The following is a 23,315-nucleotide window of genomic DNA, read 5'->3' as shown; positions in this document are numbered from 1 at the left end:
CCGCTTGTCAACTGTTTGGTTGGAAATGCCCGCAAAACGATCTGGCGACACCGTGCCGCAGCGCCGCGACCCCGTCGCCACCCGCAAGAAGCTCCTGACCGCGGCGCGCCAGGAATTCGCCCGGCACGGCCTCGCGGGCGCCCGTGTCGACGAGATCGCCGAGCGCGCCGGCGTCAACAAGCAGCTCGTCTACCACTATTTCGGCGACAAGGACGCGCTCTACCTCGCCGTGCTCGAATGGGTCTATGAGGACATCCGCGAGCAGGAGCGCAGGCTCAATCTCGAAGGCTTGGCGCCGGAGAAGGCGATCCGCAAGCTGATCGAAGCTTCGTTCGACCATCTGGCGGCAAACCCTGATTTCATCGTGCTCCTGAACGACGAGAACCGCGGCGGCGCCCGCCACGTCCGCGGCTCGACCCGGCTGGAAGCGATGCACTCACCGCTCGTCAAAAGCGTCTCCCACATCCTCAACGAGGGGGTGCGCTCGGGCGTATTCCGCAAGGGGATCGACCCCGTCCAGCTCTATATCTCCATTGCCGGCCTCAGCTATTTCTTCTTCTCCAACACGCCGACGCTGTCGGCGATCTTCGGCAAGGACCTGTCGAGCCGGGCCCAGCGGCGCGCCCGCCGCCGGCACGTCGCCGATCTGGTGCTCCAGTCGCTCCGGCCCTAATCAACCAACTGGTTGAAACTTCCCTCGAGTCCGGCTAGGCTTGCGGCCCGCGGCAGGGGTGGCTGCGAGCAACAGGAGCAATCGGTGGCAGGAGACGGGGCACGCAGCTGGCGCAGCTTTGCGATCGTCCTGATCGTGCACCTTGCCGTGCTCGTGCTGTGGCAGGTCGCGGTCGACGCCTTCCACGTGCCGAAATTCATCCTGCCCTCGCCGCTTGCGACAATTCAGACATTGGGAACCACGGGCTACGCCTGGGGTGCCAATACGCTGGTGACGGCGCTGGAGATCCTCGGCGGCTTTGCGCTCGGCGCATTCGTCGGCGTCGCGCTCGCCGTTATCTTCAGCTGGGCACCACTGCTCAGCCTCGTGCTGCTGCCGCTGTTCGTCACGCTGAACATGATTCCGAAAGTGGCGCTCGGCCCGCTCTTCATCGTCTGGTTCTCCTACGGTATCGTGCCGAACATCCTGATTGCCTTCAGCATCTGCTTCTTCCCGATCCTGCTCACCACCGCGCGAGGATTGCGCGAGGTCGAGCCTGATCTGCTCGATCTCGTCAAATCGCTGCGCGGCTCGCGCTGGACTCTGTTCCGCAAGATCCAGCTGCCGGGATCGCTGCCTTACGTGTTCTCCGGCATGAAGGTCGGCGCCATCCTCGCGGTCGCCGGCGCCATCGTCGGCGAGTTCATCGCCTCCGAGCGCGGGCTCGGCTACCTCATGATCCAGGTGCAGTCCTCGCTCGACACGCCCGCGATGGTGATGGCGGTCGTGCTGCTCACGCTGCTTGGTGTCGCTCTCTACGGCCTGGTCCTGGCCCTCGAACGCATGTTCGTGGTCGGCGACGCCAGGCAGAACTAGCACTGGGATAAATTCATGCTGCTCACCCGCCAGACGCTGCCGAAGACCATTCCCGACATCGCTACGCTCGACGACCTCCTGTGCCGGCCGAGCCAGGCCCTGATCGACGACCTCAGGAAGGTCGAGGGCGACATCATGATCCTCGGCGTCGCCGGCAAGATGGGCCCGACGCTGGCAGGACTTGCGAAGGCCGCCGCGCCCGATCGCCGTATCATCGGCGTCGCCCGCTTCAGCGACGCCGATGTGAAGGACTGGCTGCACGCGCGCGGGATCGAGACGATCAACTGCGACCTGATGGACGAGAAGGCGATTGCGGCCCTGCCGAAGGCGCCGAACATCGTCTTCATGGCCGGCCGCAAGTTCGGCGCCGAGGGCGATCTGTCGCTGACCTGGGCGATGAACGCGCATGTCCCGGCGCTGGTCGCGCAGGCCTTCCCCTCGTCCCGCATCGTGGCGTTCTCGACCGGCTGCATCTATCCGTTCGTTCCCGTCGACGGCAAAGGCTCGAGCGAGGAAATGGCGCCGAACCCGCCCGGCGAATACGCCCAGTCCTGCGTCGGCCGCGAGCGCATGTTCGAATATTTCTCGCGCAAGTTCGGCACGCCAGGGCGGCTGTTCCGCCTCAACTACGCGATCGACATGCGCTATGGCGTGCTGCACGACATCGCGACGAAAGTGCTGACCGGCACACCGATCGACGTCGGCCTCGGCCATGTCAATTTCATCTGGCAGGGCGATGCGTCCTCCCAGGCGCTGCGCTGCCTCGCGCATTGCACGACGCCGACCTCGCCGATCAATGTCAGCGGCCATGAGATCTTGGCGGTCCGCGATCTCGCGCAAAAATTCGGCGCAAGGTTCGGCCGCGCGCCGGTGCTGACCGGCAAGGAAGAGCCGACGGCCTGGCTGACCGACACGTCGAAGGCGGTCGAACTGTTCGGCCTGCCCGTCGTTGACACCGAGCAACTGATCGCCTGGACCGCGGATTGGGTCTCTCGCGCCATGCCGAGCCTCGGCAAGCCCACCAAATACGAGGTGCGCGATGGCCGCTACTGACGGGCCGCGCATCGTCCGGCTCGGCGTCGAGGACGCCGCCGCGGGCCTTGTGCTCTCGACCGAAGCGCACTGGAACCAGACGATCGAGGACTGGCGCTTCTTCTTGAGCGAAGGCTTCGTGTTCGGCATCCGCGACGGCGCACGGTTGGTCGCGAGCGCGGCCCTGCTGCCCTATTCCAGCAACAATGCGTGGATCAGCATGGTGCTGGTGACGGAAAGCCACCGCCGCCGCAGCTTTGCCACGCAGCTCGTCGATGCCTGTCTCGATACGGCATGCAAGAGCGGGCTGACGTGCTGGCTCGATGCGACACCCGACGGCGCCAAGGTCTACGGCCCGCTCGGCTTCAGCCCGACTTCGCAATTGCGCCGGCTGAAGCTGCTGGAGCCGGGACAAGCAGCCGCAGCGGCCCCGTCAACGGCAACGCTCGACGCGCTTCGCGATCGGGACCGGCGCGCGACGGGCCTCGACCGCAGCGCCCTGCTCTCCGCCTTCGCGCGGCGGCCTGGCTCGCGCATCGTCTCTGCGAACGGCGCCATCGCGCTGGTGCGGGACGGCCGAGCCGCGTGCCATATCGGTCCGCTGTTCGCGGATCAGACCGCAGCCGCCCTGATCCTGGTCGACGCGATCGCGCAATCGCAGGATGGACCGCTCCTGCTCGACGCCGTCGCGTCGCAAGGAGCGTTCCTCGAAGGTCTGACGGCGTCCGGCTGGACCATCGAACGCCCCTTCCAGCGGATGCGTCTCGGCCCCGCCATCATTACCGCGAAGGAAACGCCATTCGCCGTCGCCGGCCCTGAATTCGGATGAGGACATCATGCACCACAGCCAGATCAACAGCGACGTCCACAAGCTGATCGCCGAAGGCTCCGTGCTGCCGGCGCATCCGCTCGCCCTCACCGCCGAGCGCCAGCTCGACAAGACGCACCAGCGCGCGCTGACGCGCTATTACATCGATGCCGGCGCTGGCGGGCTTGCCGTCGGCGTGCACACGACGCAGTTCGCGATCCGCGACGTCGGCCTCTATCGCCCCGTGCTGGAGCTTGCCGCCGAGACCGCCGCGAACTGGACCAAGCGTCCGCTGGCGCTGGTTGCAGGCCTCGCGGGCCCGACGAAGCAGGCGGTCACCGAAGGCCGCACGGCACGGGATATCGGCTATCACGCCGGCCTGCTCAGCCTCGCCGCGATGAAGAACGCGTCCGAGGACGAGATCATCGCGCATTGCACGTCCGTCGCCGCCGAGATTCCGCTGGTCGGTTTTTACCTGCAACCCGCCGTCGGCGGCGTCATCCTGTCCAGCCGGTTCTGGCAGCGCTTCGCCTCGATCGACAATGTCATCGCGATCAAGATCGCGCCATTCAACCGCTACAGGACCCTCGACGTGCTCCGCGGCGTCGCAGCCGCCGGCGCGCTCGACCGCGTCGCGCTCTACACCGGCAATGACGACCACATCCTGCTCGACCTGATGCTGCCGTTCGATCTCCGCGACAAGGGCGTCACCACGCGGACCTATTTCAAGGGCGGCCTGCTCGGTCACTGGTCGGTCTGGACCGCGAGCGCGATCAGGCAATTCGAACGCTGCAAGGCGGCGCGGCACAAGGACAGCGTGCCCACCGACCTGCTCGCGCTCGATGCCCGCGTCACCGATTGCAACAGCGCCTTCTTCGATGTCGCCAACAATTTTCACGGCTGCATCGCCGGCTGCCACGAAGTGCTGCGGCGCCAGGGCTTGATGAAAGGCCTGTGGTGCCTCGATCCCGACGAGGGCCTCAGCCCCGGCCAGAAGGAGGAGATCGATCGCGTCTGCCACGAGCACGCCGACCTCAGCGACGATGCTTTCGTGGCCGCGAACCTGAACAAATGGCTGACATGAGCTCGGCCCCCTTCATCAGCCTGCAAGGCGTCCGAAAGGTCTATCGCAGCGGCGGCACCGAGTTTCTCGCCGTGTCCGACGTCACCATGGACGTACAGGAAGGTGAGCTCGTCTCGCTGGTTGGCCCGTCCGGCTGCGGCAAGACCACCGTGATGAAGATCCTGGCCGGGCTACACGGCGCTGACGGCGGCACCGTCAAAATAGGCAATGCCAGGAGCCCGTTCGATCCGACCCGCGACATCGGCATGGTGTTCCAGCAGGCGCTGCTGTTGAAATGGCGGACCATCCTGGACAACGTGCTGCTGCCGGCCGAGATCGTCGGCCTGCCGATGAAGGCCGCGCGCGAGCGGGCACGCGACCTGCTCAACCTCGTCGGGCTCGCCGGCTACGAGCAGAAATATCCGCAGCAGCTGTCCGGCGGCATGCAACAGCGAACGGCGATCGCACGCGCCTTCATACACGATCCGAAGCTGATCCTGATGGACGAGCCGTTCGGCGCGCTGGATGCGCTGACGCGCGAGCAGATGAATCTGGAGATGCTGCGGATCTGGCGCGAGAGCGGCAAGACCATCATCTTCGTCACCCACTCGATCCAGGAAGCCGTGTTCCTGTCCTCGCACTGCGCCGTGCTGACGGCGGGCCCGGCGAAGATGGCCGACTATTTCGCGATCGACCTGCCCTTCCCGCGCGACCTTCCGCTGAAGACGACGGACGCATTCGGCGCCTATGCAAGACGCATCTATGCGAAGCTGGGGCTGGGCGCGGCGTAGGACACCGCGCCCCGTTCTTGCGATCAGCTCTTGTTGCGCATCTTGCTCAGCAGGTAATTGTCGTAGAAGTTCTCCGCGATCTGCGTATAGAACAAGAGCTCCTTCATATACGCGTCGTGGCTCTCCTTGGTCCGCTTGAACAGGTCGCTCTTGGCGGCGAGCTCGTTCAGATGGTCCTGGGTCGCGTTGTAGCAGGCCTCCAACACCGGTTGCGGGAAAGCCTTCAGCTCCGCGCCGCCGGCGATCAGCCGCTTCAGCGCCGCCGGATTCACGCTGTCGTATTTCTCCAGCATCCAGGCGCCGGCCGCTGCGCCCGCCTGGTTGACGATCGCCTGGTACTGCTTGGGCAGCGAATTCCACTTCTCGTCATTGACGATCATGTGCAGCATGGCACCGCCTTCCCACCAGCCGGGGAAGTAGTAATATTTGGCGACCTTGTAGAAGCCGAGCTTCTCGTCGTCATAGGGGCCGACGAACTCGACGGCGTCGATCGTGCCCTTCTCCAGCGCCGGATAGATATCCCCTCCCGCGATCTGCTGCGGCACGACGCCGAGCTTTGCCAGCACGTGGCCGCCCATGCCAGCGATGCGGAATTTGAGACCCTTGAGGTCGTCGACCGACTTGATCTCCTTGCGGAACCAGCCGCCCATCTGGGTGCCGGAATTGCCGCAGAGGATCGCATGCGCCTTGAACGGCTTGAGCGCCTCGTTGGTGAGATCAGCGCCGCCGCCGAAGTGCCACCACGATTCTTGATGGCGATGGTTCATGCCGAACGGCGCGCCGGTCGCATAGGCCAGCGCCGGCTCCTTGCCGATGTAGAAATAGAGCGGGGTCTGCGCCATCTCCACCGATGCGGTGCTGACGGCATCGAGCGCCTGGAGGCCCGGAACGATCTCACCGGCCGCAAAGGTCTGGATCTGGAATTTGTTGTCGGTGGCCTCAGCCACGTATTTCGCAAAGGTCTGCGCCGTACCGTAGATGGTGTCGAGCGACTTCGGAAAGCTCGAGGTCAGGCGCCATTTGATCTCGGGCGCGCTCTGCGCGATCGCGGGTGCAGCAACCAGCGTCGTCGCGCCGGCGACGGCGCCGCCCTTCAGAAATGTACGGCGTTTCATGATGTGGACTCTCCCTGGAAGTAGATTTCGAACATATGGGCTTTGTGGCGACGGTCTTCGCGGACCGTTTGCCCGTTCCTATAGCGGAGTTCAAGTTACGAGGAGAAGGCCCCGTACGGAGCTCTCAGAGCAGCTTGGCGCTGACGAACAGCGCGCGCACGGCGTTGGTCGCCTGCACCGCCAGCATAGCGTTACCGGCGGCGCCTTCCAGGGCCGCGACCGCGTCCTCGTGCAGGGAGCGAAATTCCATCCACTCGACCGACTTGAAGTTGGTGAGGAATTGATAGGCCTGACCGACGGTCGCGATCGCCAACGTGTCACCGTTCAGCTTGATCTTGAACGTCGTGCGCAGCGGGGTTTCGGAGCTTGATGGATCACTCATGGGCTGCTTCTGGACGAGGACGGCTTAACGAAGGGGAAACGGCAGCCCCGCCGTCGCAGGCGATAGTCAGGAATTGGTGCTCGCGCGCTGCGAAGCGGTGGCCGCCCCGCGCAGGCTCGGCACCACGACCAGGCGGTTGAACTCGCCATTGTCGTAGGCCTTGATGAAACGGTCATAGTCCTTGATCGAGACGCAACCGTTGGAATCACCGCGCGGCCCAAGCAAGTAGTTGTGCGTGAGCAGACCGACGCGGCCAAGCGCACTGGTGCCCTCAGTCGGCGTCATGCGCAATGCCCGGACGCCGTGGAACGGCTTTTCGCGCGGCTTGAGATCGTACGTCGCCGGCGGCGTCGCGCCGACCATCCGCCGGTCGACATGGTCGGGGTTGTCCATCAGCGCACCCAGGCCGGAATGCGCTTCCAGTGCCACGCCGCTCGGCAGATAGACCGCCTTGGCCGAGATGTCATAGACCGCCGTCCGCGAGTCATAGCCGAGGGCGGCGAGATCCGGCGCCTTCGACAACAGCCCGCTATCCGGCGTCAACGAAGCCAGCTTGATCTTGTCGGTGAATCTTTCGAAGAAGTTGCGGTTGTCGGCCCTCGAGCCGGTATCGGCATAGGCTTGGCTGGAGGCGATCTGGGCGGCCAGATCCGCCTGGACCGGACGCGAGCGCGGCATCGGGATGGCCTCGGCCCGCTGCGAGGGCCTCGCCTCTTCGGCTGCAGACGACTGTTCGTCATCGGTCAGCATCGAGCGCCAGTCGTCGCCCTGGAGCTTCTGCGCGAGCATCGCCTTGGCATCTCGCAGCTTGAGCTGGACCGCGTTCACCGCGGAGCGCTCGAGCGCCCGTAGGCCGAACTCGCGGGCCGGCGGGCTGCCGGAGGCGGACGCGAAACGGTCTTCGAACGAAGGGGCATTGGCCGGCGGCAAGGCGGCGGAGACCAGCGGGGTCGAATCGCCGATATCGGACACCCACGCGGCGGCGCCAAGGGCCAGCGCAAGCGCTGCCACAGACAGTAGAATCGTCTCGGCCCGCCCGACACGGCGGCGCGACAACAGCCTCTCGGCGTTTGCTGCGTCGGAAACCATCAGATCCCCAAATCGACCCCGGGGGTGCCCACCCCCACCCGGAGACTCTATACCAGCTACCACATTGGGAGCCAAAAGTTAGGCATAATCGCGGCCGGAAAGCCTCCCGAAGGTATCCAATGACCGATCCATTCGATCTCAACCGCTTTGTCCGTGCCCAGGAGCCGGTCTATCGCGACGTCCGGGCCGAGTTGACTCGGGGCCGGAAGGAGACTCACTGGATGTGGTTCGTCTTCCCGCAGGTCGGAGGTCTCGGCTTCAGCGCCATGTCGCAGCGCTACGCCATCAGGTCCCGCGCGGAGGCCGAGGCCTATCTCGCCCATCCCGTCCTCGGGGCGCGCCTGATCGAATGCACGAGGCTCGTGCTTGCCGTCGAGGGCCGAACCATCAACGCGATCCTCGGCGCACCGGATGACGCTAAATTCCGCTCGTCGATGACGCTGTTCGGCGCGGTGTCCGACGAGCCCGTCTTCGATCAGGCGATCGCCCGATATTTTGCGGGTGAACGCGACGGTGCCACGCTTGAGATCCTGTCGAGGCTCGACCGCGCGTCCGGCTGAATTGGCCGCCGGGGCGTAACCCGAGATTAACACGGGCTATCTATCGTCCGTGCAACTTTAACTCTCGTCGCACGCCATTGCCGGACAGATCATGAAAATCGGTACGCTCCTGACCAGCGCCATTGTCTCGCTCTCGACCGTCGGCGGCGGCCTCGCCGTCTACGTTGCCGTGACGAAATACGAGACCATGGAACGGGTCGGCGAGGCGCAAGGCCGCCTGGCCATCGTCCGCGCTGTCAGCGATATCCCGCGCTATCTCAATCCAGAGCGCGGCTTTTCCACTAACATTCTCTACGGCCCTGCGAGTATTGACCCGGCACTGCTCACTGAGCAGGACAAATTGCGCAAGCAGACCGACGGCGCCCGCGACAGGATGAACGCACGACGCAAGGAGCTGCCCGGCTCCTTCGACGACGGCAGCACCATGGGCAGCAATATCGACGGGATCGATGCGAAATTCACCGCCTTGCGCGAAGCCATCGACAAGGCGCTCGCCGGACCGGCGGAGGCCCGCAAGGACGCGGCCAAGAAGATCGTCGCGGACAATGCCGTGCTCAATGCAGGTGTGACCGCGCTTCTCAACGAGCAGGTCCGCCGCATGGCGATCCTCAATGGCGATGCCTACCGACAGGCCAGCTACGCCAACATCGCCATGACGTTGCGAGACGTCGGCGGCTTCAATTCCAGCCTCCACAAGAATCTGGTCGGCGGCAAGAAACCGGCAACCGACGCCGAAAAGGCCGACATCGCCCGCTCACAGGGCCGTAACGACCAGATCGTGATGGCGCTGCAGGAACTGCGCGGCAATCCGTCAACCCCTGCGAACGTCGCCGAGGCGCTGGAGAAGTTCAACGCGATCTATGTCGAGGAGTTCGGTCGCGAGCTCAAGCTGGTGAAAGACGGCGCCGTCACCGGCAAATACGAGCACGATATGGACACCTATTACGCCGCAACACAGCGCGGCCTCGGCACCATCATTGGCGTTCGCGATGCCTTCTACGACAATGCCGAGCAGATTCTCGCCAGCGCATCTTCGGCCGCCCGCACCAGCTTCATCATCGCCCTTGGAGGTCTCCTTGCCGTGCTGATCGCCAGCGCCGGCCTGATCGTGATGGTCCGCCGTCGCGTCTGCGCCCCGATCGTCGGCTTGACGACGCGCATGACAAAGCTTGCCGATGGCGACGTTGCCGGCGAGATCCCCGGCGCCGAGCGCTCCGACGAGATCGGCGCGATGGCGGCGGCGGTTCAGGTCTTCAAGGACAACATGATCCGGGCCGACCGGCTCGCCGCTGAAAAGCAGGCTGAGAACGACGGCAAGATGCGGCGCGCGCAGGCGCTCGACAGCCTCACGCGAGCCTTCGAGGCCAAGGTCACCGAACTCGTCGGCGGCCTGTCCCAGGCCTCGGCGACCATGGAAAGCACCGCGCAGTCGATGACCTCGACGGCAGCGCAGACCAACAGCCAGGCCGCGGTGGTCGCCGCCGCCTCCGAACAGACCTCGAGCAACGTGCAGACCGTCGCCAGCGCCACCGAAGAGCTGACCTCCTCGATCGCCGAGATCGGCCGCCAGGTCGCCCAAAGCACCGAGATCGCGGCTCGCGCTGTCGACAACGCCCGCCGCACCGGCGACACCGCCCGCGCGCTCGCCGAGGGCGCGCAGAAGATCGGCGACGTCGTCACGCTGATCCAGAGCATCGCCGAGCAGACCAACCTGCTCGCGCTGAACGCGACCATCGAGGCCGCCCGCGCCGGCGATGCCGGCCGCGGCTTCGCCGTGGTCGCCTCCGAAGTGAAGTCACTGGCCGGCCAGACCGCCAAGGCCACCACCGAGATCTCCGAGCAGATCACGGCGATCCAGACCGCAAGCGACGAGACCGTGGCCGCGATCCGCAACGTCGCCGACGTCATCGGCGAGATCGATCAGATCGGCACCGCCATCGCCGCCGCGATCGAGGAGCAGGGCTCGGCCACCAAGGAGATCGCCCGCAGCGTCCAGGAGGCCGCCCGCGGCACCCAGGAGGTCAACAGCAACATCTCCGGCGTGCAGCGCGCCGCCGACGACACGGGAGCTGCCGCGAGGGAGGTGCTGGGCGCCGCCGAGCAGCTCTCGACGCAGTCGCGCGATCTCGCCGGACAGTTCGACCGATTCCTCGGCGAGGTCAGGGCCGCTTAAGCACGATACGGACGAGTGCGCAGCGGTTTTCCGAAACGATCATGCTGAAACGAAAACCTGAAGCGCGATGACGGTTCATCCTGGTCGCATCGCGCTTCAGTAAGGCGGCGCCTTCCGCGCCCGCTGCGCTTTCGCCGCCTCGATCCACCACAAGAGATCGTCGGCAAAGCGCGGGAACGAGCGCTCCAAGGCCTTGCCGCCCTCTCCGATCGGCTCTGCATCCGCCGACAATGTCTGCGCGATCGGGCCGACGCCGATTGTGCTCGACACCACCACCATGCCCATTTCCGACAGCGTGCCGTGCCAGGCCGTCGCGGCGCGCGCGCCGGACAGTCGGCCGGCGGAATAGCTCACGATCGCGGCCGGACGCCAGAACCACTCTTCGAGGAAGTGGTCTGTGAGATTCTTCAGGCCGGGCTGGATGCCCCAATTGTACTCGCCGGTGACGAAGACGAAGCCGTCCGCGTCCCGGATCTGCCCGGCCAGCTTCTCCAGCGCCTCGGGCGCCGAGCCCTTCGGATATTCCTTGTACATACGGTCGAGCATCGGCAGGCCGATCGCCTTGGCGTCGATGAATTCGACTTCCTCGCCGCGGCCGCGCAGCCGATCGATGACGAAGTTCGCCAGGCGGATGCCCATGCGGTCGGAACGGTAGGAACCGTAGAGAACGAGAATGCGATTGCTCATGGCCGGACGGTAGCACGAAACCGGTGTCCGATCCTACCCGGTTTGGCGAACTATCGGCCGCGACTGCGTCCCAGCGTTTGCGACGGCGACTCGCCGAACTGGTCGCGGTAGCTTCTGGAGAAATCACTGAGGTGCCAGAAGCCAAACGCCAGCGCGACCGCCTTGACGCTATCGGCCCCGGCGAGAAGCCGCCGCCGCACCAGCCACAGCCGGCGCAGGCGCAAATAGCGATGCAGGCTCATGCCCCGATAGCGGCGGACGACGTCGTGCATGGTGCGAACGGACAGCCCGAGCTTGCGCGCGATCTCATCGCTGTAGATCGGCTGCGACAAATCCTCGGTCAGCAGTGCGCGGATGTCGTGGAACATCCTGAAATTCCGCCCGTCGTTGGGGCCGAGGGTCCAGCGGGCCGAGACGACGGTTTCGAAGACCTCGTCGACGGCTCCGAGCAGGGACTCCTTCATCGCCGCGCCCTTCGACGAAAGCTCCGGCGCCTCGGCCGGGCCGGACGCCTCGGCCAGCACCTCACGAACCACGGTGCGCAGCCGGTGCAAGCCGGCCGCGGAGACCTCGAAAATCTTGAAGCTCGAGAGCGTGGGCGGCCAGCCTCGATCCTGCACCTCCGGTCTGAACACCACCGAGGCGATTTGTCGCTGCACCTCCTCAACGGTGGTGTAGGCCGCGCCGCCGCTGCCGATGACCACGACCGGCCGGGCGCGTTGCGAGCCATTGAAGCGAACGGGGACGTCGAGGTCGTCCATCGTGAAGCCGATCGCCGTGCAATTCCCGACGAGCTGTGCATCAACGACCCGCGGAAACGCGTGCGTCAAATTCACGTCGCAACCGGGCAACGACAGGATCGTCTGCTCAGCCGAAATCTTCCGTACGAAAGGCGTGAAATCGAAATTCAGCCCGCGTATGGCACTTCGAAATTCGTCGACGTCTGAAAAGCGAAAAGTGTTGAGTGCCAGTCTCGGCACATCGTCAATGCTGTTCATGAAAATATGAAACGCAACGTGGCGTAGACGTGCGTCCGGCCGCGACGCCGGTTCGTTTCCCCCTTCGGTTTTCCGTTACCTTGAAAGGATCAATCTTAACGTGTCCTGACCAATTAGCGAGGAGCCAGTTGAAAGAAAAAGCGGGCACGTCTGTCTCTCGCCAAATTTCGATAGCGTTTCCCGCCCAGTTGACGGTGCCGGATTACCCAACTTTCGATCCCTAAAATTCAAAATTAACGACTTTGAGGCGCAATAGCCGTCGTTTGATCGTCAAAGTTATTTCGAATTTCAGGCCCTGCCATGACGGCAAATTCGCCTGCTGATGTTCTGGTCGAATTGGAGGACGCGGTCGCAACGTGTCCGCTAGACCGCTGCGCGCGCGTTCTCTCCGGCATCATGCAGCTGCTCGCCAGCAGCCGCGACCGGTCCCAGGAATTGCTCGCCAATGTGGTCGACGGCGTTCTGCTGCGACTGACGGAGCGGGTCGAGGCCGGTGCGCTGATTGAGCTCAGCACGGCACTTGCGGAGCTCGCGGTAGCTCCGCCGAAGACGGTGCAACGTCTCGCCTCACACCACGATCCGAAGGTGGCGTGCCCTGTCTTGCTGAGATCGCAGTCACTGTCCACGGCCGATCTCAAGTCGATCGCGGCCTCGAGCGACGAGCGGCAGCAACGCGCGATCGCAGCCCGCGCGCCTATCGATCCGCCGGTGATCGAGACGCTGATCGAGGGCGGCGCCCGCAGCGTTTGCATTGCGCTGATCGCCAACACAGAGGCACGATTCTCTCACGCTGCCTACGCCAGGCTGGTCGAGAAGTGCCTGACGGATGATGAACTCACGAAGGCGCTGGCGCTCAGGCCGGACACGCCGGATCCGATCATGCGAAAGTTGCTGTCGGCCTCACCGGCTCCGACATCCGGCACAGGGACGAAGGCGACCGTGTCGCCTCCAGCCGCAACGGCCGCGCCAATCGTCCCCAAGCTGCCCAGCGCGGCCGCCTATGCAAGCGCGCGCCCGGAGATCGTCGCGCTGAACCGCATCGGCAAGCTCAACGATTCCACGGTCAACCGCTTCGCCATCCGCGGCGAGACCGCCAACCTCGTCACGGCGCTATCGGTGCTTTCGGGGACTCCCATCGAAATCGTCGAGCATGTCATGACCGACGACGATTGCGAGGGTCTCGTGATGGCCTGCCGTGCCTCGCGGCTGAACTGGCAGACCACGTTGGCCATCTTGAGCAATCGCTGCGGCAGAAGGCTTTCCTTCGCCGAACGCGAACACGCGCAGCACATTTTCGAGACACTGCTTCTGTCGACCAGCCAATGGACGGTGCGCTGGGGGGAAATTGCCGCGAACGCCAAGGAGAGCAGTCGGGAACGTCGCGGTGCAAAAAAGATGGGGATTAACCGATGAAATTCGACGGTCGCAAGGCCTCTCGCGTGAAAATGGACCACAGGCAGCCGGTCAACCTCATGGGATCGGACGGCACCTGGCGACGCCGTTGCGTATTGCTCGACGTGTCGCAAAGCGGCGCCAAGATCGAGGTCGAGGGCACGCTCGACGTGCTCCAGGCCAAGGAGTTCTTCATGCTGCTGTCGTCGACCGGCCTCGCCTATCGGCGCTGCGAACTGGTCTGGATCGACGGCACCACGGCTGGAGTCCACTTCGTGACGGCCGACGGCAAGAAGAAACCTGCAGGCACACCAGCGCCTGCGCAGACCGCGGCTCAGAGCAAATAGATTCGAACATTCCACCCGCTGTTTGACATTGATACAGTCGAAAAGTGCAGGTCAGATCGTGCAGCACGCGCCAACCAGATCGGGCCCGGTCAATGGTGAAGGCGGCATCCGTCAGTCGCGAACGGATCGCCCCTTCCTGCACGTGCTGGCGGACACGTCCGACAAGCTTTCGGGCGTCTGCTCGATCCTCGAAGAGAAATTCACCATTGCCGGCGAGCGACTCGATGCCGATCCCAGGCTGTCGCAGTCGCCGGCCGCCATCGTCATCCGCGCGGAGCTCCGCGACGTCGACAACATCGCCGCGATCAAGAAGCGCGCCAGCAAGCTGGCGAAGGCCAGGAAGCGCATCTTCCTGCTCGATCACGCCTCCCACGTCTGCATCTCGCAAGCCTACGCGCTCGGGGCGACGCTGGTCCTTCCCGCCACAGTCAGCCGGACCAGACTGCTGGCGGCGCTGGCCGATCCGGCCGACGGCGTATCCGCTTCGTCAGGCGACACGTCTCAACCCGACAACGCCGTCGAGACCGCCGCGACCGCGATCGCATCGATGTTCACGGCTGTGACCCTCGGCCAACCGCTCGACGTCGACGGCGCCAGGGAAGCCGGTCGCCAGATTGCCGACCGTATCACCCAGCATGGCCTGACGGAATGGCTCATGACGGTGCGGCGCCATCACGAAGGAACCTATCAGCATTGCCTGCTCGTGACCGGCGTGGCCATCGACTTCGGACTGAGCCTCGGCGTCGGCCGGACCGACCTGGAACGTCTCTACTCGGCTGCCATGTTCCACGACATCGGCAAGGCGCAGATACCGCTCGCCATCCTCGACAAGCCGGGCCGACTCGATGCCGCCGAACGCGCGCTGATCGAAACGCATCCCGCCGCCGGCTACGAATTTCTCAAGGGGCATGACGGGATCTCGCCGGAGATACTCGATGCCGTCCGCCATCATCACGAGTACCTCGACGGCAGCGGCTATCCCGACGCGCTCGGCGCCGAGAGCATCGGCGACATCGTACGAATTCTAACGATCTCGGATATTTTTGCGGCGCTCATCGAGCACCGGCACTACAAGCCGACCATGCCGCGCGCGGAGGCCTACAACATCCTGTGCGGGATGAATGGGAAGCTGGAAAAAGCACTGGTCCACTCATTCAAGCCGGTCGCGCTCACGCGGTGAGCGCGGCAGACCCGCCTCGAACGCGGCCTAATGGGTGGCGCGGTAGCTGGCGCGGTGCGGGATGGACCGGCAGGCCAGCCCCTCGGCCAGCAGCTTCATGTCCTCGTGCCGGCCGCTGCGTATCAGCCGGCCGAACTCTTCGGCTGTGAAAGGAAGACTTGGATCGTCATCGATCGTGTGCCGCACTCGCGGACCGAAGAACCGTCGAACCAGGCTAGCCAGCCGCCGCATGTCAATTCCCTCGCGCCAGCAACAAACCTATCAGTCCGCATATTGTTCCTCCTGCACCCTCGAGATTGCAAGAGGCCACTCGCGACACCGCAGCAAAAATTTCCGCCAGAGAATAATCTCCTCCTGTCGTGCTAATCGGCAAAACCCACGTAACGCACGAACTCGTCGTTGTGCTCGCGGTCCGAGCGAACGGCATTCGCGGCGAAGCTGTCGTCGGGATAGCCCATCGCGACGCAGGTCATGATGACCTCATTCTCCGGAATCCTGGCGACCTCGCGCACGATGTCGGAACGCATGATGCCCTGTCCGTTGATCACGGAGCCGAGGCCGCGGTCCCACGCCGCAAGCACGATACCGTAGCAGAGCGCGCCGAGATCGAAATGGCAGACCGCGCCGGGATCGAGGACACGGTCGTAAGTCAGCACAAGCGAGACCGGCGCGTCGAACTGGCGGAAGCCGCGCAGCACCCAGTCCTGCCGCATCGGCTTGTCGTCACGCGCGATTCCCATCGCGCCGAACAGCTTCTTGGCGATGTCGACCTGGCGCGTGCGGTGCACACCCTGATACTCGCCGTGGCTGACGATGTCGCGTTTGACCGTGGCGCCGCTGGCCATCTCCTCCATGTTGCGGCGGCGCACCTCTTCCAGAGGTGTGCCGGTGAGCACGTGGACATGCCAGGGCTGGGTGTTCATCGACGACGGCGCGCGCTTGGCGCTTTCGATGATCGCCTCGATCACCGCGCGCGGCACCGGCTCGTTCCGGAAGCCGCGCACGCTGCGGCGCGACTGGACCAGCGTTTCGAATTCCACCTCGTGAACCTCCCTGCCTCGTTCGTTGCAGCGCGGTGGCGGTTGCCGACGCGGCGCGCAAAACCTATGCTCACGACCAAGCAAGACCAAAAACTCTGTGTGGAGGACTCAAAATGGCCGCGCCGCTCGATCCCGTCATCGCCCAGATCATTCCGCTCATGCCGATGCGCGATCCCACCACGATGACGCCACAGAGCGCCCGCGATTCCTTGCGCGCACTGGCTGCCTCGCGCGCGGCCATACCGCCCCCGCCCGTCGATAGCGTGCAGGACGTCAAGGTGAAAGGCGGCGCCGGACCGCTCGATGCACGTATTTATCGGGCCGGCACCACGCCGGCACCGACCGTGGTGTTCTTCCACGGCGGCGGCTGGGTTGCCGGCGACCTCGAGACCCACGACCGGCAGGCGCGCAATCTTGCGATCGAGACCGACGCGGTGGTCGTCTCCGTCGACTATCGCCGTCCGCCCGAGACGCGCTTTCCCGGTGCGTTCGAGGATGCCTTTGCCGCCGTGAGCGACGTGTTTGGCCGCGTCGCGGAATTTGGCGGCGACGCAAGCCGCATGGGCGTTGCCGGCGACAGCGCCGGCGGCAATCTCGCGGCCACCACCGCGATCGCCTGCCGCGACGCCGGGATCAGGCTGGCCGCGCAATTGCTGGTCTATCCCGTGACCGATGTCTTCGGCGCTTACGCCGATGCGGGCGAGAACGCGCGCTTTCCGTCTCGCGCCGAGAATGCCGAAGGCTACTTCCTTACGCGCGCCACGATGGAATGGTTTTGCGGCCACTATCTCGCCGATCCCGGCCATGCCGCGGACTGGCGCGTCTCGCCACTGCGCGCGGGATCCCTTGCCGGCGTCGCACCCGCGGTCGTGACCACCGCCTGGTTCGATCCCTTGCGCGACGAGGGCGCCGCTTATGTGCGGGCACTGGAAGCCGCCGGCGTCCGCGTCAAGCATCATGAGGGCCCCGGCCTGATCCATGGCTATTTCGGCATGGGCGATGCCTCCGAGGTCGCACGCGCCGAAGCGCAGCGCGCACGCGCTGACTTCAAGGCACTGCTCGCGCGGGGTGCCTGAAGTCGGTCAGATGCTCCGCGCGCGCTGCGCCGCGGTGTGCCCCCACGTCTCGTCCCAGTCCTGACCGGAGGCGTCGACGACGCGGCCGTCGGCTTCGAAAAACTTGTTCGGCACCTGGAAGATCGCCAGGATCAAGGCTCCGTCCGGACACCACGCGGCGTGCCGGCTGCCCGCCTCGCGCCAGATGAATTCGCCGGCCTTGCATGCGATCCCCTCGGCCGGGCCCTCCTTGTCGACAAGTGCGCCTTCGATCACCCAGCTCTGCTCGATGCCGACATGCTCGTGATCGGGCAGCACCGATCCCGGCGCAAAGCGCATCAGGGCGGTCATCAGGCCCGTGCGGCGATCGAACAGCAGCGTCTTGGCCTCGCACCCCGGAAAGCGGGTCTTCTGCCAGTCCATGTCCTGGGGCCGAACCAGGTGGGAATGCCGATCGGCCAATCGTTCGCCCCTCGGGATCGTGGCGTCCATGACGATGCTCCATCCAGCCAAGCTGATCGAAGCTAGCAGGATCGCCCGCCGGGGTCAGCGAGCAGTGCAACAAGGATGGACGGCCACCGACCGCGCCCGAAAAATCGGTACGTCGACCGGACGACGTCCGCTCATCCTGCTTGATTGCGCCATGATTCCCGGCTCCAATCTCCCGGCCATTTCTGGTTTCAGGAGACACCCATGATGAAGCGGATTTTCCTCGCAGCGATTGTTGTCACCTTTGCAGCGGGCTCGGCATTCGCACAAGAAACCTGCGAGAGCAAAGCGATCGGCAAGGACGGCAAGCCGCTGGCCGGGGCCGCCAAGTCCTCGTTCCTGAAGAAGTGCAAGGCCGACGCCTGCGCACCCAAGGCCGTCGGCTCCGACGGCAAGCCGCTCGCCGGCGCCGCCAAGAACAGCTTCATGAAGAAGTGCGAGACCAGCGCGTAGGGCGCTGCGACTTCGTTGCTTCTTCAGCGAGCAATTGCTCCACGAACTCATCATGCCCGGGCTTGTCCCGGGCAACCATGTTCTTGCTTCCGCGCGGCAAAGCACGTGGATGGCTGGGACAAGCCCGGCCATGACGGAAAGAGTCACTCCCGCTTGAAGCGGTAATCGAACGCCCCATCCAGCGGCCTGATCCATCCCACCGTCGGCGTCGGAAAATGCACCGGCAGGATCAGCGTGTCGGTATCCGCGACGGAGGCGAAGAACTTCCGCCGCGACACCGCCGACTGCTTCGGATCCCAGTCCGGCTTCGCCGACCAGTCCGGCTCGCGGCACTGGATCTGGTGATGCATGAGATCGCCCGCGACCACCGCGCTCTGGCCTCTGGAGAATATGTTCACGCAGCAATGGCAGGGCGAATGCCCCGGCGTCGGTGTCAGCGTCACGGTATCATCGAGCGCGTAGTCGTCATCGACCAGCAGCGCCTGCCCGGCCTCGACGATCGGCAGGCAATTGTCGCGGAAGACCGTGCCCGGCGGATTGCTGCCCTTGGCATGCTCGGCTTCCCAGGCCGCATATTCGCCCTTGTGGAATACGTATTTCGCATTCGGAAACGTCGGCACCCAGCGTCCATCGCGCAAACTCGTATTCCAGCCAGTATGGTCGATGTGCAGATGCGTGCAGAAGACGTAGTCGATCTGCTCGAAGCCGATGCCGAGCGCGAACAATTCGTTGCGCCAGCGTTCCTTGCCGGGAAAATCGAACGGCGGCGGATGACCCTTGTCCTCGCCGGTGCAGGTATCGACCAGGATGGTATGGCGCGGCGTCCGCACCACGAAGGTCTGATACGTAATGACCATCATGCCGCGCTCGGCGTCGAACACCTCCGGCTCCATCGTCGGCAGATGGCGGGCGAACACGCGCTCGTCATAGGCCGGGAAGAAATCCTGCGGCCGCCGCCACGGCCCTTCCCGCTCGATCACCGCATCGATGGTGATGTCGCCGATCCGGAGTTGCTTCATGGTTGTTTCGCTCCCTTTTTTCGAGGAGCGTAGCGCGAGGCGTCAACGCGTCAAGCCGCGCAGCGGAATGCTAGCTCCGCAGCCCCGGAGCCTCCTGACCGGTCCGCGCGACGTATTCCGTATAGCCACCGCCGTACTGATGAATCCCCTCCGGCGTCAGCTCCAGCACGCGGTTCGACAGCGTCGCCAGGAAGTGCCGGTCGTGCGAGACGAACAGCATGGTGCCCTCGAAGTCCGACAGCGCGTTGATCAACATCTCCTTGGTGGCGAGGTCGAGATGGTTGGTCGGCTCGTCCAGCACCAGGAAGTTCGGCGGGTCGAACAGCATCTTGGCCATCACGAGCCGCGCCTTCTCGCCGCCTGAGAGCACGCGGCATCGCTTCTCGACGTCGTCGCCGGAGAAGCCGAAGCAGCCGGCGAGCGCGCGCAAGGAGCCCTGCCCCGCGGTCGGAAATGCATATTCGAGTGACTCAAACACCGTCTGCTCGCCGTCGAGCAGGTCCATCGCGTGCTGGGCGAAATAGCCCATCTTGACGCTGCCGCCGAGCGCCACCGAGCCCTCGTCCGGCTCGCTCGCACCGGCCACCAGCTTGAGCAGCGTCGACTTGCCCGCGCCGTTGACGCCCATCACGCACCAGCGCTCCTTCCGGCGGATCATGAAGTCGAGCCCGTCATAGATGCGCTTAGCTCCATAGCCCTTGTGCACGTTCTTGAGCGCGACGACGTCCTCGCCGGAGCGCGGCGCCGGCGGGAAGTCGAACGCGACGCTCTGGCGGCGGCGCGGCGGCTCGACGCGCTCGATCTTGTCGAGCTTCTTGACCCGGCTCTGCACCTGGGCCGCATGCGAGGCGCGCGCCTTGAAGCGCTCGATGAACTTGATCTCCTTGGCGAGCATGGCCTGCTGTCGCTCGAACTGCGCCTGCTGCTGCTTCTCGTTCTGCGCCCGCTGCTGCTCGTAGAATTCGTAGTCGCCGGTGTAGGTGGTGAGCGAGCCGGAATCGATCTCGATCACCTTGGAGATGACGCGGTTGATGAACTCGCGGTCGTGCGAGGTCATCAGCAGCGTGCCTTCGTAGTCGTGCAGGAATTTTTCCAGCCAGATCAGGCTTTCGAGGTCGAGATGGTTGCTCGGTTCGTCGAGCAGCATCACGTCGGGACGCATCAGGAGAATGCGCGCCAGCGCCACGCGCATCTTCCAGCCGCCCGAGAGCTTTCCGACGTCGCCGTCCATCATCTCCTGGCTGAAGCCGAGACCGGACAGCGCTTCGCGCGCACGGCCGTCGAGCGCGTAGCCGTCGAGCTCCTCGAAACGATGCTGCACCTCGCCATAGCGCGCGATGATCTCGTCCATCTGATCGGCCTTGTCTGGATCGGCCATGGCGGCCTCGAGCTCGCGCAGCTCGGCCGCGACCTCGCTGACGGGGCCGGCGCCGTTCATCACCTCGGCCACCGCGCTGCGGCCAGACATCTCGCCGACGTCCTGGTTGAAATAGCCGATGGTGATGCCGCGATCGGTCGAGACCTGCCCCTCGTCGGGCAGCTCCTCGCCGGCGATCATCCGGAACAATGTGGTCTTGCCGGCGCCGTTCGGCCCGACGAGGCCGATCTTCTCGCCCCTATTCAGGGCGGCGGAGGCTTCGATGAACAGGATCTGGTGGCCGGCTTGCTTGCTGACGTTGTCGAGGCGGATCATGAGGTCTTTTGGGGGATTTTTGCGTTGCAGCGTCATAGGCCATGCGGGCTTCCAGGGGAAGCCCGCACCAGCGCACCACCCCGGCCGCAATACCGTCGTTCAGACCGCAGCTTTCGGGATTAAAGACCCGATGACCCACCTCCTGGTGGTCGAGCCGCCGCCGGTCTTGACGATCGTCACTTCTTGAGGATGCCCGTATTGGTATTTCCGAGCTGCTGGATGGCAGCGTTTGCGGCGGGCGTGTTGTAACTCGGTCGAGATCCACCGCCTTCCTGATCAGAAGGGGTAGCACCGGGTCTTGCGCCCGTCGTTCTCCGGTTTTTTGCATCGAGGGTGTTGGGGCCTGGCGAACCGCCAGTTCCGCTGAGCGTCGTCCCGTTCGAGAGCGTCGAGCCACCCGCGCCGCTCGAACCAGCCGTGCTCGCGCCGCCGGATGAAGAACCGCCTGAAGAGCCTCCCGAGCTTTGTGCCATGGAGAACGAAATGGTGCCCAGAAGAATGGTCACGACCGCCGCAAGAAGCCTCATTTGTCCTCTCCCTCGATCCGTTGCCAGCTCCGAAATCGCTGGGTTCCTCGTGATGAATCGCGCAAACGCGCAGCTCCTATCGACGGCGAGCGATCCATGCTCCGGCTAGAAAAGCCACAAGCAACGACCTCAAAGGCGCCTTGACTGTCACCTGGCGCAACTGGTCGGCCCATCGCTTCGCGGTGTCCGACGAGGGCGAACGAAGTTGCGGGCCGAAAGCCCGTGTTTGCTCTCGGGGCCCCGACCGGGGGCTGGACGTCTGCTGTATGCCGCCCTGATCGTCCGTCAGCCCGGAGGCTTCGGTCATTGCCGCGGCGTCCTTGATGTCCATGCGCGCGCTCCAATCCTGGTCCGTTGCGGAACTACTTGATCCCAGACGCCTGTCCGGCTCTGATGACAAGCGCGTTGGGAACCATGGGAGCAGCTATGGCGCCGGCATTCGTGCGAACTATATGATTTCGAAGGCCCTGCCGTACTGCTCCCTTGAAGAAACCCTTGCTCATCTTTCTGTTCCTCGTCATCGCACCGCTCACCGCATCGGCGGCGAGATATTTCTGGCTGGGCGATGACCGCCAGAATTGGCAAACGGCCGACCGGTCGAGTGCGGGTCTTCTGGCCGCCGCAGCCGATCATCGCGAAGCCGTGATACGGGTGTTCGGGGCGAGAACGGTGAGATGGCGCAGCATCTTCGCGATTCACACCTGGATCGTCGTCAAAGAGAAGGATGCGGCGACCTACACCCGCTATGACTACACGGCGTGGGGCGAGCCGATCCGCACCAACGGCTTCGCTCCGGACGGGCGGTGGTTCGGCGCTGTGCCGGAAACCATCGTAGCCGTCGATGGAGAGCGCGCGGCGGCGCTGATCCCGAAAATCCGATATGTGATCGAAAACTACAAGTTTCGATCCTATGGAGATTACAGCGTCTGGCCTGGTCCCAATTCGAACACCTTCGTGCAGGCGGCACTCGACTCCGTCCCTGAGCTCCGCGCCGTCCTGCCGCCGACCGCGATCGGCAAGGACTTCCCGTACACCGGCAAATGGTTCGGCCTGACGGCGTCCGGCACGGGCATCTACGCCTCGCTTGCCGGATACATCGGCTTCTCGCTCGGCTGGGTCGAAGGTCTGGAGATCAATTTCTTCGGCGCCGTGCTCGGGCTCGACATCCGACGCCCGGCGCTCAAGCTGCCTGGGCTCGGCCGCTTTGGGGTAACGCCAGGCCTGTAACGGCAAGGATTTCAAGTCGGGCCGTCGGCTGGTTCACGCTAGCCTCGGCGGGGCTAGGTCGAAACGGCCAGGTTCGCCGCGCCGGTGGAAACTCGAAGGGCCTCATCCGCACTCTCGGCTGGGTGCCCGAAATCGCCTCTCAGCGCCATGAGAGCTCGGCGTTCCTCCTCGATTTCATAGGAAGTGCGAAAGCCCAGCTTCCTCAACACCGGGACGGGAGGGCACCAGCCTTGGATGGCGTGCTGAAACAGAAAGCTCGTCACCAACGCCGGAAGTGCAAGCCAGCGCCGGCTGTTGGTGGCGGCCAGCGCGACGCCGGCGAAAGCGATCACCGCGGCATTGGCTTCGATCGCTCTCTCGATATCCCATTCTTCGTCGATTTCTCGTAGGCGGACGGGGATTTGATCGCGGTGCTGGGCGAAATAGGCAACGTTGGCCTGCATCGTGCGTTTGATGCGGCGGTTGTCGGTCTCGGATGAATGGAGAGGCACCCGGTTTCGCGTCGTCGTCATCAAAGCCTCCACGTGCTCGCCCGACTACGCATGAGGTTCTGGTTTGTTCCTAAGCCGTTGCCATCGGTCAGGTCGCGATTGCCGCTCCGATCATCCGGAGATTGGCTCCGTGCCGATGTAAAACGCGGTCTCGTCCCCCAGAGCTGCCCCGCCCA

Annotated in this window: 26 protein-coding genes; 14 read left to right on the top strand and 12 right to left on the bottom strand. The window is 64.6% G+C overall.

The genetic code is table 11. The features are described 5' to 3' along the window. Window positions 1-25 precede the first annotated feature (25 nt). The 6 genes from ABIG06_RS29130 to ABIG06_RS29105 all read left to right on the top strand — a co-directional run bounded on the left by ABIG06_RS29130 (window position 26) and on the right by ABIG06_RS29105 (window position 5,222). Window positions 26-673 carry a TetR family transcriptional regulator gene (locus ABIG06_RS29130; RefSeq protein ID WP_370139506.1) on the top strand — a complete coding sequence of 216 codons (648 nt, stop codon included), beginning with the start codon at window positions 26-28 and terminating at the stop codon, window positions 671-673. 84 nt (window positions 674-757) lie between these two features. Beyond that, the gene (locus ABIG06_RS29125; RefSeq protein WP_370139505.1) at window positions 758-1,528 is read left to right on the top strand and encodes an ABC transporter permease; all 771 of its coding nucleotides are present in this window, start codon (window positions 758-760) and stop codon (window positions 1,526-1,528) included. A 15-nt stretch (window positions 1,529-1,543) separates the two neighbouring features. After that, window positions 1,544-2,581, top strand: a complete 1,038-nt coding sequence (locus tag ABIG06_RS29120; protein WP_370139504.1) for an NAD-dependent epimerase/dehydratase family protein — start codon at window positions 1,544-1,546, stop codon at window positions 2,579-2,581. Next, complete coding sequence (locus ABIG06_RS29115; RefSeq protein ID WP_370139503.1) at window positions 2,568-3,389, top strand: GNAT family N-acetyltransferase; 822 nt, start codon at window positions 2,568-2,570, stop codon at window positions 3,387-3,389. Before ABIG06_RS29120 ends, ABIG06_RS29115 begins: the two co-directional genes overlap by 14 nt. Window positions 3,390-3,396: 7 nt before the next feature. Beyond that, complete coding sequence (locus tag ABIG06_RS29110) at window positions 3,397-4,452, top strand: dihydrodipicolinate synthase family protein (protein WP_370139502.1); 1,056 nt, start codon at window positions 3,397-3,399, stop codon at window positions 4,450-4,452. Continuing rightward, on the top strand, window positions 4,440-5,222 hold the full coding sequence (locus ABIG06_RS29105) for an ABC transporter ATP-binding protein (protein ID WP_424578454.1): 783 nt from the start codon (window positions 4,440-4,442) through the stop codon (window positions 5,220-5,222). Before ABIG06_RS29110 ends, ABIG06_RS29105 begins: the two co-directional genes overlap by 13 nt. A gap of 23 nt (window positions 5,223-5,245) precedes the next feature. Here the strand turns inward: ABIG06_RS29105 and ABIG06_RS29100 are convergent, their stop codons facing one another. The 3 genes from ABIG06_RS29100 to ABIG06_RS29090 all read right to left on the bottom strand — a co-directional run bounded on the left by ABIG06_RS29100 (window position 5,246) and on the right by ABIG06_RS29090 (window position 7,808). After that, window positions 5,246-6,337 carry a TRAP transporter substrate-binding protein gene (locus ABIG06_RS29100; protein ID WP_124158984.1) on the bottom strand — a complete coding sequence of 364 codons (1,092 nt, stop codon included), beginning with the start codon at window positions 6,335-6,337 and terminating at the stop codon, window positions 5,246-5,248. Between the two features lie 124 nt (window positions 6,338-6,461). Beyond that, window positions 6,462-6,719: a hypothetical protein gene (locus ABIG06_RS29095; protein ID WP_024338019.1), complete on the bottom strand. Its 258-nt coding sequence runs from the start codon at window positions 6,717-6,719 to the stop codon at window positions 6,462-6,464. 66 nt (window positions 6,720-6,785) lie between these two features. Next, window positions 6,786-7,808, bottom strand: a complete 1,023-nt coding sequence (locus tag ABIG06_RS29090; protein WP_199751350.1) for a DUF2778 domain-containing protein — start codon at window positions 7,806-7,808, stop codon at window positions 6,786-6,788. 119 nt (window positions 7,809-7,927) lie between these two features. On the opposite strand from ABIG06_RS29090, the gene ABIG06_RS29085 reads away from it, so the two are divergent. Both ABIG06_RS29085 and ABIG06_RS29080 read left to right on the top strand, forming a co-directional pair. Further along, on the top strand, window positions 7,928-8,368 hold the full coding sequence (locus ABIG06_RS29085) for a DUF1810 domain-containing protein (RefSeq protein ID WP_124158982.1): 441 nt from the start codon (window positions 7,928-7,930) through the stop codon (window positions 8,366-8,368). Window positions 8,369-8,459: 91 nt separating this feature from the next. Then, a complete protein-coding gene (locus ABIG06_RS29080) occupies window positions 8,460-10,541 on the top strand; it encodes a methyl-accepting chemotaxis protein (RefSeq protein WP_424578453.1) in 2,082 nt (693 codons plus the stop codon). A 96-nt stretch (window positions 10,542-10,637) separates the two neighbouring features. Here ABIG06_RS29080 and ABIG06_RS29075 read toward each other — a convergent pair whose 3' ends face one another. Both ABIG06_RS29075 and ABIG06_RS29070 read right to left on the bottom strand, forming a co-directional pair. Then, window positions 10,638-11,228, bottom strand: coding sequence for an NADPH-dependent FMN reductase (locus tag ABIG06_RS29075; RefSeq protein WP_124158980.1), 591 nt, complete (start codon window positions 11,226-11,228; stop codon window positions 10,638-10,640). Between the two features lie 50 nt (window positions 11,229-11,278). Beyond that, window positions 11,279-12,226, bottom strand: a complete 948-nt coding sequence (locus ABIG06_RS29070; protein WP_370139499.1) for an AraC family transcriptional regulator — start codon at window positions 12,224-12,226, stop codon at window positions 11,279-11,281. 300 nt (window positions 12,227-12,526) lie between these two features. Between ABIG06_RS29070 and ABIG06_RS29065 the strand changes: the two genes are divergently transcribed. Genes ABIG06_RS29065 through ABIG06_RS29055 form a run of 3 tightly spaced genes read left to right on the top strand, consistent with a single transcriptional unit; the run spans window position 12,527 to window position 15,145 of the window. Further along, the gene (locus tag ABIG06_RS29065; protein WP_370139498.1) at window positions 12,527-13,639 is read left to right on the top strand and encodes a DUF2336 domain-containing protein; all 1,113 of its coding nucleotides are present in this window, start codon (window positions 12,527-12,529) and stop codon (window positions 13,637-13,639) included. Further along, window positions 13,636-13,965 (top strand): PilZ domain-containing protein, encoded by a 330-nt coding sequence (locus ABIG06_RS29060; RefSeq protein WP_124158977.1) that lies wholly within the window; start codon window positions 13,636-13,638, stop codon window positions 13,963-13,965. Before ABIG06_RS29065 ends, ABIG06_RS29060 begins: the two co-directional genes overlap by 4 nt. Window positions 13,966-14,023: 58 nt before the next feature. Further along, window positions 14,024-15,145, top strand: a complete 1,122-nt coding sequence (locus tag ABIG06_RS29055) for an HD-GYP domain-containing protein (RefSeq protein ID WP_370139497.1) — start codon at window positions 14,024-14,026, stop codon at window positions 15,143-15,145. Window positions 15,146-15,172: 27 nt separating this feature from the next. On the opposite strand, the gene ABIG06_RS29050 is transcribed toward ABIG06_RS29055, so the two are convergent. Next, the gene (locus tag ABIG06_RS29050; protein WP_124158975.1) at window positions 15,173-15,376 is read right to left on the bottom strand and encodes a hypothetical protein; all 204 of its coding nucleotides are present in this window, start codon (window positions 15,374-15,376) and stop codon (window positions 15,173-15,175) included. A gap of 131 nt (window positions 15,377-15,507) precedes the next feature. Next, window positions 15,508-16,185, bottom strand: a complete 678-nt coding sequence (locus ABIG06_RS29045) for a nitroreductase (RefSeq protein ID WP_124158974.1) — start codon at window positions 16,183-16,185, stop codon at window positions 15,508-15,510. A gap of 113 nt (window positions 16,186-16,298) precedes the next feature. Here ABIG06_RS29045 and ABIG06_RS29040 point away from each other — a divergent pair, with 113 nt between their 5' ends. Then, a complete protein-coding gene (locus ABIG06_RS29040) occupies window positions 16,299-17,261 on the top strand; it encodes an alpha/beta hydrolase (RefSeq protein ID WP_370139496.1) in 963 nt (320 codons plus the stop codon). A gap of 6 nt (window positions 17,262-17,267) precedes the next feature. On the opposite strand, the gene ABIG06_RS29035 is transcribed toward ABIG06_RS29040, so the two are convergent. Next, window positions 17,268-17,732 carry a cupin domain-containing protein gene (locus ABIG06_RS29035; RefSeq protein ID WP_124158972.1) on the bottom strand — a complete coding sequence of 155 codons (465 nt, stop codon included), beginning with the start codon at window positions 17,730-17,732 and terminating at the stop codon, window positions 17,268-17,270. 201 nt (window positions 17,733-17,933) lie between these two features. On the opposite strand from ABIG06_RS29035, the gene ABIG06_RS29030 reads away from it, so the two are divergent. Next, window positions 17,934-18,182: a hypothetical protein gene (locus ABIG06_RS29030; RefSeq protein WP_124158971.1), complete on the top strand. Its 249-nt coding sequence runs from the start codon at window positions 17,934-17,936 to the stop codon at window positions 18,180-18,182. A gap of 143 nt (window positions 18,183-18,325) precedes the next feature. Here the strand turns inward: ABIG06_RS29030 and ABIG06_RS29025 are convergent, their stop codons facing one another. The 3 genes from ABIG06_RS29025 to ABIG06_RS29015 form a co-directional block, all read right to left on the bottom strand. Further along, window positions 18,326-19,201 carry an MBL fold metallo-hydrolase gene (locus ABIG06_RS29025; protein ID WP_370139495.1) on the bottom strand — a complete coding sequence of 292 codons (876 nt, stop codon included), beginning with the start codon at window positions 19,199-19,201 and terminating at the stop codon, window positions 18,326-18,328. A 70-nt stretch (window positions 19,202-19,271) separates the two neighbouring features. Then, the gene (locus ABIG06_RS29020) at window positions 19,272-20,894 is read right to left on the bottom strand and encodes an ABC-F family ATP-binding cassette domain-containing protein (protein ID WP_370139494.1); all 1,623 of its coding nucleotides are present in this window, start codon (window positions 20,892-20,894) and stop codon (window positions 19,272-19,274) included. Window positions 20,895-21,070: 176 nt separating this feature from the next. Continuing rightward, window positions 21,071-21,421: a hypothetical protein gene (locus ABIG06_RS29015; protein ID WP_370139493.1), complete on the bottom strand. Its 351-nt coding sequence runs from the start codon at window positions 21,419-21,421 to the stop codon at window positions 21,071-21,073. A gap of 495 nt (window positions 21,422-21,916) precedes the next feature. On the opposite strand from ABIG06_RS29015, the gene ABIG06_RS29010 reads away from it, so the two are divergent. After that, complete coding sequence (locus ABIG06_RS29010; protein WP_370139492.1) at window positions 21,917-22,648, top strand: DUF3750 domain-containing protein; 732 nt, start codon at window positions 21,917-21,919, stop codon at window positions 22,646-22,648. Between the two features lie 53 nt (window positions 22,649-22,701). Here ABIG06_RS29010 and ABIG06_RS29005 read toward each other — a convergent pair whose 3' ends face one another. Further along, on the bottom strand, window positions 22,702-23,160 hold the full coding sequence (locus tag ABIG06_RS29005; protein ID WP_370139491.1) for a hypothetical protein: 459 nt from the start codon (window positions 23,158-23,160) through the stop codon (window positions 22,702-22,704). Window positions 23,161-23,315: the final 155 nt, after the last annotated feature.

The sequence above is a fragment of the Bradyrhizobium sp. USDA 326 genome, from assembly GCF_049739485.1.
Classification (GTDB): Bacteria; Pseudomonadota; Alphaproteobacteria; order Rhizobiales; family Xanthobacteraceae; genus Bradyrhizobium.
This window is presented reverse-complemented; position numbering and strand designations above follow the sequence as displayed.